Origin of the sequence: Pedobacter sp. UBA4863, assembly GCF_002399615.1 — a bacterium.
Lineage (GTDB): Bacteria > Bacteroidota > Bacteroidia > Sphingobacteriales > Sphingobacteriaceae > Pedobacter.
Genome location: NZ_DHDZ01000062.1, coordinates 36,790 through 51,707, shown reverse-complemented (window position 1 = coordinate 51,707; position 14,918 = coordinate 36,790). Strand labels below are relative to the sequence as shown.

The 14,918-nt window shown below is 36.2% G+C and carries 11 protein-coding genes and 1 pseudogene; 11 read left to right on the top strand and 1 reads right to left on the bottom strand.

Annotated elements, in window-relative coordinates; translation table 11 throughout:
- Window positions 1–129 (top strand): annotated as a pseudogene (locus B3I52_RS15790) (hypothetical protein); the annotation flags it as partial.
- 2 nt (window positions 130–131) lie between these two features.
- Complete coding sequence (mobB, locus tag B3I52_RS15785) at window positions 132–1,412, top strand: conjugal transfer protein MobB (protein WP_293303146.1); 1,281 nt, start codon at window positions 132–134, stop codon at window positions 1,410–1,412.
- A gap of 56 nt (window positions 1,413–1,468) precedes the next feature.
- Here mobB and B3I52_RS15780 read toward each other — a convergent pair whose 3' ends face one another.
- Complete coding sequence (locus B3I52_RS15780; RefSeq protein ID WP_293303143.1) at window positions 1,469–2,848, bottom strand: hypothetical protein; 1,380 nt, start codon at window positions 2,846–2,848, stop codon at window positions 1,469–1,471.
- A 180-nt stretch (window positions 2,849–3,028) separates the two neighbouring features.
- On the opposite strand from B3I52_RS15780, the gene mobC reads away from it, so the two are divergent.
- The 9 genes from mobC (at window position 3,029) to B3I52_RS15735 (ending at window position 14,898) form a co-directional block, all read left to right on the top strand.
- Window positions 3,029–5,029, top strand: coding sequence for a conjugal transfer protein MobC (gene mobC, locus B3I52_RS15775; RefSeq protein ID WP_414691882.1), 2,001 nt, complete (start codon window positions 3,029–3,031; stop codon window positions 5,027–5,029).
- Between the two features lie 117 nt (window positions 5,030–5,146).
- The gene (locus B3I52_RS15770) at window positions 5,147–6,013 is read left to right on the top strand and encodes a hypothetical protein (protein ID WP_293303141.1); all 867 of its coding nucleotides are present in this window, start codon (window positions 5,147–5,149) and stop codon (window positions 6,011–6,013) included.
- Window positions 6,013–6,906 (top strand): hypothetical protein, encoded by an 894-nt coding sequence (locus tag B3I52_RS15765; protein WP_293303139.1) that lies wholly within the window; start codon window positions 6,013–6,015, stop codon window positions 6,904–6,906. Before B3I52_RS15770 ends, B3I52_RS15765 begins: the two co-directional genes overlap by 1 nt.
- 1 nt (window position 6,907) lies before the next feature.
- Window positions 6,908–8,707 carry a hypothetical protein gene (locus tag B3I52_RS15760; protein WP_293303136.1) on the top strand — a complete coding sequence of 600 codons (1,800 nt, stop codon included), beginning with the start codon at window positions 6,908–6,910 and terminating at the stop codon, window positions 8,705–8,707.
- Between the two features lie 153 nt (window positions 8,708–8,860).
- Window positions 8,861–9,643 carry a hypothetical protein gene (locus B3I52_RS15755; RefSeq protein WP_293303133.1) on the top strand — a complete coding sequence of 261 codons (783 nt, stop codon included), beginning with the start codon at window positions 8,861–8,863 and terminating at the stop codon, window positions 9,641–9,643.
- Entirely contained in the window at window positions 9,643–10,446 is an 804-nt protein-coding gene (locus B3I52_RS15750) for a hypothetical protein (RefSeq protein WP_293303131.1), read from the top strand. The genes B3I52_RS15755 and B3I52_RS15750 overlap by 1 nt, the downstream gene beginning before the upstream one ends.
- A 2-nt stretch (window positions 10,447–10,448) precedes the next feature.
- Window positions 10,449–12,173, top strand: a complete 1,725-nt coding sequence (locus tag B3I52_RS15745) for a hypothetical protein (protein ID WP_293303128.1) — start codon at window positions 10,449–10,451, stop codon at window positions 12,171–12,173.
- Between the two features lie 240 nt (window positions 12,174–12,413).
- Window positions 12,414–14,039 carry a hypothetical protein gene (locus B3I52_RS15740; RefSeq protein WP_293303125.1) on the top strand — a complete coding sequence of 542 codons (1,626 nt, stop codon included), beginning with the start codon at window positions 12,414–12,416 and terminating at the stop codon, window positions 14,037–14,039.
- 61 nt (window positions 14,040–14,100) lie between these two features.
- Complete coding sequence (locus B3I52_RS15735; protein WP_293303123.1) at window positions 14,101–14,898, top strand: hypothetical protein; 798 nt, start codon at window positions 14,101–14,103, stop codon at window positions 14,896–14,898.
- Window positions 14,899–14,918: the final 20 nt, after the last annotated feature.

The following is a 14,918-nucleotide window of genomic DNA, read 5'->3' as shown; positions in this document are numbered from 1 at the left end:
TCCGAGAAAAAAGCCGCAGCGTTTCTTTATAAACTGGAAAAACAAACGGCTGAAATGGCGATGGTATGTCAAGAAATTATTCAGCTAACCGAGGAGTTTGAAGCCAAACACCTGAAAAAACAGCAGTAAAAATGATAGCAAAAATCGGAAGAAGCGCAAATTTATACGGGGCATTGGCATACAATCAGCTTAAAGTGGAAAATGAAAATGGGCAGATTTTATTAGCCAATAAAATGATTGAAACCGCAAGCGGTCATTATTCCGTTGCCCAATTAGCCCAGTCTTTTGCTCCTTACCTGATAGCGAACCGCAATACCGAGAAACACACCTTGCATATTTCACTCAATCCTGACCCTAATGACAAAGTAAGCGATAATAAGTTTAGGGAAATAGCAGAACTGTATATGAAGGAAATGGGTTATAGTGAACAGCCTTTTGTAGTGTTCAAACATACCGATATTGACCGCAGCCACATACACATCGTATCGGTTTGCGTGGATGAACAGGGTAAAAAGATTTCGGACAAATTCGAGAAAATGCGGTCTATGATTGTATGCCGTGAGCTAGAAAAAAAATACAGTTTGATACCCGCGACGGAAAAAAAGCGTAATCAGAATGATAAGGTTTTCCGTCCAGTGAATTACCAAGCTGGAGATGTAAAAAGTCAAATTGCTTCGGTTATTCGTCACCTGCCAAATTACTACCAATATCAAACATTAGGTGAATACAATGCCTTGCTTTCCCTGTTCAATATTACAACCGAAAAAATTGAGGGCGAATTGCAAGGAAAAATGCAACAAGGCTTATTATATATTCCACTAAATGAAAAAGGCGAAAGAGTTGGACATCCATTCAAGGCTTCGTTATTCGGAAAGAGCGCAGGACTTCCAGCTTTGGAATTGCATTTTGCAAAATGCAAAATCGCTTTGAAAGAGACCCCAACCAAACAGACCCTAAAATCCGCCATTACTATTGCTTTGCAAACCACAAGTGATGAACAGGCTTTTAAAAAACAGTTAAGGGAACAGGGCATTAACGTAGTAGTACGCCGCAATGATGCAGGGCGTATTTATGGGATAACTTTTATAGACCACAATTCCAAAGCGGTTTGGAACGGTTCACGCTTAGGGAAAGAGCTTTCTGCCAATATTTTTAATGATTATTGGAACAATAACATCAAACCAGATATTAAAGAGCCTACTATATCACAACCAAAAATATCCACATCAAATGATGCAGATCTTCCTGTGGAAGAACCACATCATTTGTTCGACTTCTTAACCACGGGCAAACACGAAGACGGTTTAATTGAAGCATTGGGCGGCTTACTGCCCGAAGCCCAAGGCGAAAATTACGAAGAACAGGATTTTGCCAATAAGATGAAGAAGAAAAGAAAACGACAACATAGGTAGATATAAAAGAACTATACAAAAAATATTAATCTCTTGGGATAGCTTCTTTAAAAGGATTATGGTAAATCTTTATTCCAGTGAGAGTTATTTTCAATTAGAACATCATCTTCAGGAATAATCAGAAACGTATTTTTAATTGGAAGCACAGGATTTAAAAATGATGTAGCCGTACTTACAGTTTCATCAAAGTACCAATCCATATAAGATCTTGTATAAGATTGAAAATAGTGATAAAAAATCCAACACAATTTATTGCTTTCAGGATCTATGTTAGACATTGTATTCATGATTTTTTCAGTTCTCACCATTTCAACTTCAGGACCATCAAAAGTTTCCATGCCTATATGAACAATAGAATTGGTATCGGGATTAAATTGCGATATTGCACTGTTTATTTGGCTCCTAACATCACGGGCTTTCGCATTCAGCGCTTTTTTGGAATTGCAATAACAATGTACACCAAATGCTTTTACAATTTCATTAATATAAAGGTTGTTTGCTTCTCCGTCACCCACATAATAGAAATTTCCTAAAAAACCAGATGTAAACGCAGAATGATCTACTTCTTTATTAGCTATTAATTCTAATAATTGTGGCGAGTTATTTTTCACTAAATACTGTTTTAAATGGTTTTGAATAAAATCTATATCCACAAATGAAAGGTCAATATCAATGAATTCGTTTGAAATGATTTTACATGGAGTTTTAGTTTTAGGTATAATTTCATTCAGTATATCAAACAAATAGGTGTCAGGGAGGGAAACCAACTCAACGTGAAATGTTATGTCAAGCAATATATTAAATTGGAGTAATAGCTTACTGATTTGGGAGATCATTATTTGACGCTTCTTTGTTTCTCTATAAGTATAATCAGCGGTTTTCATTTGACGTTTACATTCAACTTGCCATCTTTCTGAACCTTTTAAAACTTCAAAATCAGGAGTTTTTGCACCCTTACCTTCTTCAACGATGGCTACTTCCCAACCATTTCTTACCCATAGTAGAGCTGTAAGTATTTCGAAAAGTATTGCATCGGCTTCAGATCTTCTTTTCTTGAACAAGTCCCTCATCTTTTTATTAATTCCCGTAATTTTTGTAATGAGATTGATATCCATACCAACTCTTTTAAATATTGGAATTATTCTAGCACCTTGATAATATTCATATTTATGAGGCTCAAACAAATAAGCATGGACTAAATATAGATACCATCCAATCTGATCCTTTTGTATTACAAGAAGAGTACCTTCGCTAATAGGTTCCGAAAATGGGGTGCTGGATTTCACAATTGTACTCAAATAGTTTTCTATTTCGTCTTTTCTTTTTAGCCAATCTTTATCTGAAATAAAAGATTTAAACCAGTTGTATGCGTTTTCTATATCTATATCCTTTACTGTGTTTATTGGGAACTGCGAAAGTGGAATTCTTGGGATCATACTGTTTTTTTGAATTGCAATTAGTCATACAAATTACTGATTATTGTATTTATGGGCAAGCAACATAATTACTTTATATAATTAAGCCAAACACTGCCACAAAACGCCATCGACTGCCACATTCTTTTAGCCACGCCATAGAGTTTTTAAATTCACGCCCGAACATTAAAACTTAAAATAATGCAGGGAGAAGACGATTTAAGAGGACTTGCCAAGATAATGGCTTTTATGCGGGCAGTCAGTATTCTTTTGGTGTTGATGCACCTTTATTGGTTCTGTTACGGTTTCTTTTTAGAACGTGGCTGGACGTTGGAAGTAATCAATAAGATATTAGGCAATTTCCAACGAACAGCAGGACTGTTTTCACATACCTTTTACACCAAAGTATTTGCCATAGTTCTATTGGCTTTAAGCTGTCTCGGAACAAAAGGTGTAAAGAATGAGAAGATAACCTGGTCCAAAATTTATTTAGCATTGGGAATTGGCTTTGTCTTGTTCTTTTTAAATACGCCATTATTAAAACTACCTGTTGCACTCGCAACTTTTTTTTATATACTGACTATCGGGTTGGGCTATATTGCGTTAATGATGGCGGGCGTTTGGATAAGTAGGTTATTGAAAAATAACCTCATGGATGACGTTTTTAATATGGAAAACGAAAGCTTTATGCAGGAAACTAAATTGATGGAAAATGAATATTCTGTTAACTTACCCACTAAGTTTTACTACAAAGGAAAATGGAACAACGGTTGGATAAACATTGTAAATCCTTTCAGGGCAACCATTGTGTTGGGCACTCCGGGTTCTGGAAAATCGTATGCGATCGTAAACAATTACATCAAGCAACAGATAGAAAAAGGCTTTAGTATGTACATCTACGATTTCAAGTTTGACGATCTTTCAACCATTGCCTACAATCATTTGCTTAAGCATCGAGATAAGTACAAAGTTCAGCCCAAATTTTACGTCATTAACTTTGACGATCCACGCAAGAGCCACCGTTGCAATCCACTCAATCCCGACTTTATGACGGATATTTCAGATGCTTACGAAGCGGCTTATACCATAATGCTAAACCTCAACAGGTCGTGGATACAAAAGCAAGGGGATTTTTTCGTGGAAAGTCCAATCATTCTTTTAGCTGCCATTATTTGGTATTTGAAAATCTATGAGGACGGTAAATATTGTACATTCCCACACGCTATTGAATTGTTGAATAAAAAGTACTCAGACGTGTTCACGATTTTAACCTCATATCCTGATTTAGAAAACTATTTATCACCCTTTATGGATGCTTGGCAAAGTGGTGCACAAGACCAATTACAGGGGCAAATAGCATCGGCAAAAATTCCGTTATCAAGAATGATTAGCCCCCAATTGTATTGGGTAATGACAGGCGATGATTTTACGCTCGACATCAATAACCCGAAAGAGCCGAAAATTTTGTGCGTAGGCAATAACCCCGACAGGCAAAATATTTATTCCGCAGCTTTGGGATTGTACAATTCTAGGATTGTAAAATTGATAAATAAGAAAGGGCAATTAAAAAGTTCCGTTATTATAGATGAGTTACCTACAATTTATTTCAGAGGGCTGGATAACCTTATTGCAACGGCAAGAAGTAATAAAGTTGCAGTTTGTTTGGGTTTTCAGGATTTCTCTCAATTGATAAGGGATTACGGAGACAAAGAAGCCAAAGTTATTCAGAATACCGTTGGTAATATTTTCAGTGGTCAGGTGGTTGGAGAAACAGCAAAAAGCCTTTCGGAACGTTTCGGGAAAGTATTGCAGAAACGTCAGAGTATCTCTATTAATAGAAATGATACATCAACGTCAATTTCCACACAGCTAGACAGCCTTATCCCAGCTTCCAAAATATCTACATTAACACAGGGGATGTTTGTCGGTTCCATATCAGACAACTTTGATGAGCGTATTGAGCAAAAGATTTTTCACGCTGAAATAGTCGTAGATAATGAAAAGGTAGCTGCGGAAACCAAAGCCTATCAGCAAATACCGCAAATCTTGTCTTTTGTAGATGAGCAGGGCGAGGATAATATGAAAGAACAGATTGAAAACAATTACCGCCAAATTAAAAAAGATGTTGTTCAAATTATTGAAACAGAATTAGAACGCATCAAAAATGATCCCGATTTACAACATTTGGTACAGGGGGGATAAACAACGGAATGTTGGTAGCTTACTACAGAAGATAAGATCTTTTGTCTAATAAATATTAACTATTCACTAAATTCTTTTGTATCTTGTAATCCAATTAACTGTTTTTAACCAATTTAAATGAACGCTCTAGAAAAATACATAGGAGATTTAAATCCGAGTGTTTGGTTTAACGCTGAACATGTAAATGGTTTTGGCATTGCTCAGCCATATGTAAATGAAGAAGTTGCGGTTTGGAAAAATTTAGGTAGCCTTGCTAAAGATATGGTTAGGCCTATAAATATAGTAAATGACAGTATTTATGGCGGAACTATAGCCTGGTTAGCTCCAATATTCAAAATAGATAATCACGGGAGACCATTTATTGAAGTAGTTGATGAACAATCACTAGAAATAATTGATAGTAACCTAGCTAATGGCTTCACTTGCATACAGGTGAATAGGGGAAATACATCAGTATCCTCTAGTCAAGGAGGTAATGCTCCTGGCCAATGGAATAAGTTTAAGAGCAATAGCATATCTACATGGCATTATGCTCCACCTATATATAACATCACGGCCACAACAGCTCAATTTTTACAAGAATTACAATTCTTAAGAACTCCAAATTATTCATGTTTTGTACATGGTTCCAATATTTTGGGCAATAATGGCAATCAATATTTTGGGTATATTTCTAACCAGGCAAGAATAGGAACCGCATCAGGCGCTATGGCTAGTGGGAATAATAGATTTATAAATACCTGCAATAAATCTCCCGATTTTATTTTTGATATAGGTGGTGTTGGTTATTTTAATAAAGGTTATATAGCGGGTGGCGGAAAATTAACTATTGGCAGAACTTATTATGGATCATCTGGTAATTACATGTCAAATATGCCTAGAACAACAGATCAAGTACATGAGATAATTTATTTTAACAGATTGATAACTCCTATAGAAATGTACCAAGTGGTAACCTATGTTAAACTAAAATACAACATATAATGATATTATTAAACAAAGGAAGAATGCTGGTGGAATTTGACAGGGATACCGATAATTACATTAATAGAACAGACATTGGCAATGATAGTAATGTAAACGTTGATGGATTTTATAATGCTGAACAATTAAGGCTGGCCATTCATTTTCTTGTAGAAGATTTAAAGAAAAAATTTGATGCTGTACCTATATGGGATAAATTACTCTGCTTTTATCCTATGATGGGAGGTGGTTTTAATATTATTAAGCATAACCTCGTTAGCAACAGTTATGAACTATTGGAAATATATAATAACCCTACAATGGGAGATTTGAAACCGTATGGTACTTGTGGGAAGATATATAGAAGTGATTTAATATTTGACTTCCCCGACAACTTTTGTGCTGGATATTTTAATACTAAATTCACGGACGTGTTAGGGGCTATGTGCGCTATTAGTGCAAAAAACAACTCCAATAACCTATCCCATAATCCAAATGAAAGAATTAACCCCAATTGGCTGGGCTTTAATATTAGTACAAGGGCAGAAGCGGGTTACATAATAAGTGGTAACGGTGGTTTATCTAATTATTATAATTATAATAGGCCTTATGAAAAGGGAGCGCTTATAATATCTGGTAAAAGTTATCCGGCTACAACTCAATTTGTCACAACAAACCAAGGGATACTGGGAAGTAACATTACAGTAACCTCAAGTAATAATATTTATATAACCTTTGGGGGAAGAACCGAGCAACATAACACACAATTTGACTTCATTCCTTATTTTCATTATGCTAATTGTTTTTTCATTGGCAACCAGCTGTTAACATTGCAAGAAAGAACCCATATGGCAAATGCCATTTATAATTTTAACAGCAGACTAAGTACCAATCCTTATACAAATACCTTCTAATATGATAGTAACCTCAAGCGGCAAGCTAATAGCTGGAAACAGAATTATCATTAACGATACTGTTAACGAGTTTTTGGGCACGGTAAATAACCTATGGAGCAATGCTGCAAACTGGAGTTTGGGTGTGGTGCCAACAGCCAGCCATATTGCTATTATAAGAGCCAATTGTAATGTTTCTACTTATGGCTCTACTTGTAAGGAACTTATTAATAACGCTAAGCTAAACATAAATAACTATTTTTTAGTATATCATAGATTATTGAACAATAATGAAATAATAGGAAGTGTTAATAGTACTGCCGGTTCTGTGCAGCTTTTGTATTTGGGGATGCCTGAAAATTTAATGCTAGGCAATGCCAACCCTATTAATATCGAGTTGCGACTACAAAGCAGATCAATTGATATAACCTCAGTTATTGAAGACAAAAGAGTTGTTGTTTTGGATATAAACGACGCACATATAATCTTAAATGAAGGCTTAATAGCCGATGTGATCAGGTTTAGAACAGCCAATAGTAGTTATACTAATGAGACTTTAACACTAGGCCCAAACGTTACAAAAATTGAAGCCACTCGTGCTGCTGAAATAAATAGCGTACTGCAACTGGGGGCAGGCTATCAGGGATTTATTATAAACTTAATCAACTTGGTAGAGTTTATAGGTACCTATGTTGTTCTCCACCGCTTGTCATCAAACAACAGTGGTAAGTTAAAATTCACCATAATCGGAACTAGGTTTGATTGTTGGTATGGCACTAACCTTCCCCAAGCAGAAGTAAATTTCAATAATGCCAATACCATTATGTATGTTGCCGGCAATATACCCAATGTACTAGGACATTTAAAATTAAATGGTGGCACTATAAATTACGAAAAATATAATGCCGAATACCAGATTGTAACCATTAATAAGATCAGCGGTAGCAATTCATCATCAGTCTTTAACAATAAAAGCAATTTGGGCTATAATGGGGATGATGCTCGGTTGGATATTATGCCCACAAGCGGAATTTTTAACTGTAACTTTGACAACTCTATTGTAAACTACAATAAGGGGGGCGACCAATATATCAGAATACCCGATGATATAAATTACAGAGAACTTCGGTTAACAAGCAGTGGAATTAAAAAACTAACAGGCAACACCATCTGCCAGCATTTATATTTCAGTGGTACTGCCACTTTAGATTTGAACGGTTACACCTTAACAGGATATACCAAATATACCGACAGTGGTACGGTAAATAGAGATTTGCCATATGGCACATTTGACACGATATTTATTAATCGTTCTGGCAATAAGATATTTACGGGAAACATTATCTGTAATACTTTTATTTATAATTATGGCATACCAATCAATTTCAATAATTTTACCTTGGCCGCATTGTCGCTGCAAATTACCGTTGATATGTCAATGGGAAACCATTATCTAATGCCTTATGATTATGATATAATGACATTCGTCTATCTGGGTGGAAGCGGAGGCAACAACCGCATTTTGCTTACAAGGAATACAACTGTAAATAAGATACATTGTAGAGGGTTTAAAGACCATACCAATGTTTTTCAGGTTAACGAAACCAGCTTTTCCATTATCTGTAGCAACTGGTACTTCGATGGAGGAGAACCCCAATGGGTGTGGTCTCGTACTTATGAGAATTTAACATTATCAGGAACCGGACAAAAATATCTACAAGCTAATATTATAGTTACAGGTCTTTATTACCGCAATCCGGCTACCATCTTAAACAAAAACGGCTTTACCATTAAAGACGCTTCTGGGAACGACTTAGAATAGTAACCATATCCCCGAAAATACTTTAACAAGCTCGTTATGACACAAGTGCTTTTAGCAAAAAAATAAACTGTTTCTTAATCATCAACAATTTTTTGGTAATTTGGTTTATTGCAATATGATAAAATTTCATATAAAAACCTGGCAAATTTATAAATGAACGCTCTAGAAAAATATATTGGAGATTTAAATCCGAGTGTTTGGTTGAATGCCGACTATGTAAATGGTTTTGATGTTATTCAGCCTAACCTTGGAGATGATATAAATAATTGGGTGGATTGTAGTGGGAATATGAGAAATGCGAGTAATGTTTATAATTCCTCTATGAACACTAATTCACCAACCTTCCAAGTAGATGTAAATAATAAACCATACTTGCAATTTCTACCCGCGAGTTTCCAATATCTTGGTTTTGAAAATTTAAGGACGTCAACATTTTATATTTGGCAAACAGAAAGAACCATTGTACTTGTATCTAAAAATGATATCGGTTCTTCAAGTTTGCAACAAGGAGTTACCTGGCATAACGAAGGGATGGTTAGATTAGGTAATGGTGCATGCCAAGAACATATGACTAATGGAATAAGTGGTTTTTTAGGTTTTAGAACTCCTGCATCAAGAGATATCTATGACTATAAAGTATCTATAAAAAGAGGCATTCGTGGAGTAAAAAATGATTTTGCAAATCAAAATGATATCATATCAGCCAATACCACAAACAATTTATTTAATGATATAAGCTCTGGAATTGACTATAGATTACCTTACAGCACTCAAGGATTAAGTTTAGGTTGCAGGATGTATATTGGTGGTGCAGGTTGGACTACCGACTCCTTTGTAAGAACAGATGTTTATCAAGTGATTCTTTGGGACAGATGTTTAAATAACATTGAAACCAAACAAGTTCAAACCTATCTCAAACTAAAATACAACATATAATGATATTATTAGACAAAGGAAGATTGCTTGTAGCGTTTGAACCAGAAGCAGAATTAATCATCAAGACTATCAGAGACGTAAATGGTGTAATGTTAACAGAAGCTGAAAGGTTTTATGTGAATCATATCGTTAGTGGATTAAAAGGCATTGGTATATGGGGTAAAATAAAAGCATTATATGGTTTTGTAGGAGGAACGGCAGCTACACATAGATGGAACTGGAAAGATATGAGAGATTTAGATGCCGCCTATACACTATCATACTATGGAGGAATAACCCATGATTCAAAAGGTGTAAGTGCGAATGGGATAAACGGGTTTATCAATACAAAAATTTCTTCTAATAGTATAAACAAAGCATCATTTCATTGTATGGTCTATGCTAATTACACTGATTTATCTTTTTCAAGTAGAACTTTCACGGGAATATATGATACTATTAGAACTTCAATTAATAATTCATCAACATTCTCAAGTTTCACGAATATTACAACCAGCTTTGATAAGCCCATATCTTCTAATCCAGGAGTGTTAGGATTATCTAGAGCCTCTAATACGGAATCCTTTGCTTATTACAATGATCTAATAGTAGCTAATCAAAATAACTTTACTACTTACGATATTTCAAATAGGAAATTTTTTCTGTTTAATAGAAATACCGACTCATCGCTAGGCATCGATCCCACTCTTTTTTTGAAAGGAACTATCTCATGTAGTATGTTTAGCGAAGCCATGACTGTATTAGAATGCAAATTAATATCCCATATAATAACAACAGCACAAGGAATTTTAAATAGACAATAACAATGATAGTAACCTCAAGTGGCAAGCTAATAGCTGGAAACAGGGTTATCATTAACGATACTGTTAATGAGTTTTTGGGCTCGGTAAGTAATTTATGGAGCAATGCTGCAAATTGGAGTTTAGGTGTGGTGCCAACCGCCAATCATATTGCTGTTATTAAAGCAAACTGCCTTGTTAATAGCAGTGGCAATGTCCGATTTCTAGTGTTGACTGAAGGGTGTATAACAAATGTTAATGCTCAATTAAGCATCGCCACAGGAATGACAAATTTCGGTATTATAAATGTTGCCAGCACCTTAGCATTGGCAGGAAATCCTGCTAACTACAGTTATGGTGTAATTAACGTTTCGGGTACAATAGGTTTGTATTTTACGGTTGATTACCTATTGCCAAACATTAATTTTAATTCAGGTTGTAGTATTGCCCCAACAAATTCAGCAGGCCAATCAGGTAGAATGATTATAGACAGAAATCTATCTGGTGTTAGTATCTCTAACAATCTTGTGGGTATTACAATTAACGATAACGTTCGGTGTGTATTCAATACTTTTTATGTTTATGACCCCTATGGCAAATCGTTTATATTGGGTAGTAACGCAAAGTTGACTGCAAATTTTTTTTCCGTGATTTCGGGCAATATAAGCAATACGCCTCCAACAGAAATAGAAGTTAGAGAAAATGTTCAATTTTCCGTCTGGCAACCAAACTATCAAAGCGGAATATTTAGGTTAACCACCAATAATAAAAACTTTACTGTAAATGGTAACGCTAACCAATATTTTTACGTAAAAACCATATTAATTGAAAATATTGTTGTTAGCCTAATTTCATCGAACTCCGTTTATCTTTCAGTTCTGGATATATATGGGCTAAACTCGGGTTCAAGGTGGGATAACAATGGGAGTTTGGCTTTAAATGGCTTAAATTCGTTTTCAAATTGTATTTTCAATGCTTATTTTATTAATAGTATTGTTGCTTATAATGCTGCTAACCAAAATATAAGAGTACCTGATGATAGCGGCTATTTAGAGCTAAGGTTACAAAATTCCGGCGTTAAAAAATTAACAGGTAACACAACCTGCAAACACCTGTATTTCAGTGGTACTGCTACCTTAGATTTAAACGGTCATACCTTAACAGGTTATACCAAGTACACTAATGCTGGAAATGTTGCTAGAACAATCCCTCAAGGCAGCTACGCTACTATAGAATTTGCTGATGAAAATCTTAATGCTACTCAAACATTTTCAAGTGGGACAACAGTTGAGGAAGTTCTTTTTAGAACCTATTCATTTAATCAAAGCTCCGTTGTTATGAATGGTGTCGTGCCAACACTATGGAGATTCATTAGGCAATTCACCCAACAGATTAATAACGTAAACTTTACTTTTTTAAACCTTAGGCTTGAAATGCAGAGTGGAAGCCCTGGCGGCTTATCTTTGAGCAATTCTAATGTAATTATAATAGGCACTTTGGACTTTAGAAGGAATGGAGGCGTGATATATAATGGGGCTTCCTCATTAATCTGCAGCACCTTGATATTTTCAGCAGATTCTCAAAATATATTTGGAAATTTAACATTTACAAATCTTGAAATAAAGGGCACTGGAACTAAGACCCTAACAACCAATATTGTTGTGAACGGCTCCTATTACCGCAATCCGGCTACCATATTAAACAAAAATGGCTTTACCATTAAAGATTCTTTAGGAGACGATTTGGAGTAGTACTATTACTTAAAGTCTGTGCAATAGTCTTCATATATGACTTTTCAATGAAAAACCTCATATCAAACACTGTTAGAGATCAAGTGTAAAATATTGATATTGAAAATATTAAGGTGTATGTGAAAAAATATTTCCGTTTTTTCTTTTTTGTTAAAGCTAATCTGCTAACTTTAAGGTTAATCTGTCGTTGATGTTTTTAATATCATGAGGCAGGCCACAATCACCAAATATTAACCTCTTATGCCAAATACTGTCTGTCTTTTCGGGCCTCCTTTTGATATCGTTGGAGAAACCTATCTGCCCGATAATTCTTTTTCCTTTACAGTCGAGTTTGATTCAGTTCCAGAACAAGAAAGCGTATTGGCCTACCAATGGTTTTTAGATAAGGTCATACTTATCCAAGAGCAAGGGCAACAAGTAAGTTCAAAGGCTAACGATGGCCCTCACTCCATTGGTGTACGCCTATTAACAGCGCAAGGTTGGTCGGGCATAAAATATTTGGACTTTTACGCTAATATAGTGCCCGGGTCATTGATTATACAGGGCCCAACACAGCTAGAAGAGGGTTCAAGTGCCACTTACGAAACCTATTTGTCTTTTGGAAGCAATGCACCGATAAGAGTTACCGATAAAACCAATTTCAGTATTAATCTGGGGGGTGCTTTCGACTTTAACCAGCTTACTACATATAGAGACGACACCGATTTTAGCGATAAATACGCCACCATTACCGCTACCCTAGAAGGCGGAATGAGCAAAAACCTACCGCTAACCATTTTAAATACCAATATACATTATCCATCTGTACTGGTGATAGACCTATTTAACGACACTCCGTTGAATGCTGGGGCGCTCATCATCAATGCAGATGTTGTTGGCGGGCAGGCCCTCGTATATACCGGCAATAACTTTTTACCGAGCAACAGTGCCTCTGCCGATGCCTATATACTTGCTTCTGATCTGGTAGATAATGGCAGCATATTGAAATGGAGACTCGAGTTTAACATTGCCAAACTCATTAGGCAGTACCCTCGTATCAAGGATTTTGTATTAGAAGTTAGAGGTAGGTCTAATACCATGAAAACACTTGAAGGGGCTTTTGCTCTAAAAGACTATACCGGTGTGATGGCCATGAACGGCAATGTGGGCAACTATGTACCTACGGTAATTGGTGGTGCCAATGTTTACTACAGCAACTTTCAAACCTACGCCGCCGCCGGGGCAAACGGCAATTATAACAAAGATTACCTGCCTATGCTGCTACGTTTCAACTTCAATGTGCCTACCAGTACGCTTACCTACCAAACTGCCGAACCGATTATTATAGACAATTTTGATTTTGCAGTGGTGAGATATATTTGGGAAGAGGAGGAGGAAGAGGATTTAGATATTCTTGTGGGGTTTGAGGATACAGGCACCATTTACGATGATATGTATGTGGGGTTTGCTAGCTCTGAATCAAAACATACTGTCCCAGTCGGTGTAAGCCCGCAAAGTAATTCTTATTTATGGTGGGGGGGAGATAATCAGGGTTCAGGTACAGAGGCGGTATTAATAAGTTATAAAAATTTTATTCGAACCCTTCCTCTGTCGTCTGCCAATATTGTTGATATTGGCCTGTATGCAGGTTGGTATAGAACACCAAAATATGGGAATTTTAATTTAAGCTTGGTTACCTACAAAGGAGGGACTATGGTAAAGGATGGTACTGATTTTATAAATACGGGAGGGACAATAGTTAACAGTGAGCAGGTTTCGCTGAATACGGAGAAAGTTAGGCAAGCGGGAATAATTAGTAGTTACTATAAAATTGGCGTAGTAAGATACAACAAGATTACAAAAATGGTGGAGCTTGTTTTAGAATAGGCACCACTCATCCGTAATTAATAATAGCGAATGAATTTTTGTTAACATAACAAAATTAAAAATGACAAAATCAAAAGCACTATTCACATTTCTGGCGCTATTGCTCTTCATCTCTAGCACATATGCACAAAAAGTAAAGGTAGATTACAAGTCTAACATCATTTCGGTAGATGGTAAGGAAATTGCCAAAGTGGTAAAGATAAAGGATAAGGAGAACTTTGGTCTCACCAGCACTTTCGAGCTGCTCTCCCTATCGGGCGAAAAACTGATTATTGCGGTTGTTGCCACCGATTTTACCTCCGAAGACGGCAATGCCGATTTTTACTATCGCTTTAGCTTTTTGCCCACCAAACAGACCGGAATTTTCTCGTTGGGCAAGCTCAGTACCGAAAAGAACTTTGTAAAGCTCATTGGCGAAAGCGGTATGGTGGTAGATAATATGCTAGATGAAGCCAAGGTAAACGAATTTTTGGCCAAAAAGGGAAAAAACCCAAAGGTAGAAATTAGTTATGATCTGGTGCGCAGAAACCAGATGGGCAAAGCGCTTATTAAAGACCAAACTAAGGAAATAGACCAAGGCAACGTAATTATTGGCATGTTTGAGCATATTGGCCGAACGCCCGATATGGATACCTACCGTTTTAAGCTCCCTTCTGGGCTGGTGGTAGCTACAGCTAGCTTTTCTGGTGGCAACGAGGGCAAAAACTTTAGGGTAAGCACCAATAAAGATAGAGTTACTCGTACTATTCCAATGAAAACAGGCTACGGAAAAGTCTTTGCCGCAAGCGAAGGGATGGACTCCAACCGCTACGCATTAGAGTTCATTGCCCATTGGTTAATTAACAACGGTTACTTATAGAATACATTTAAAATTATATT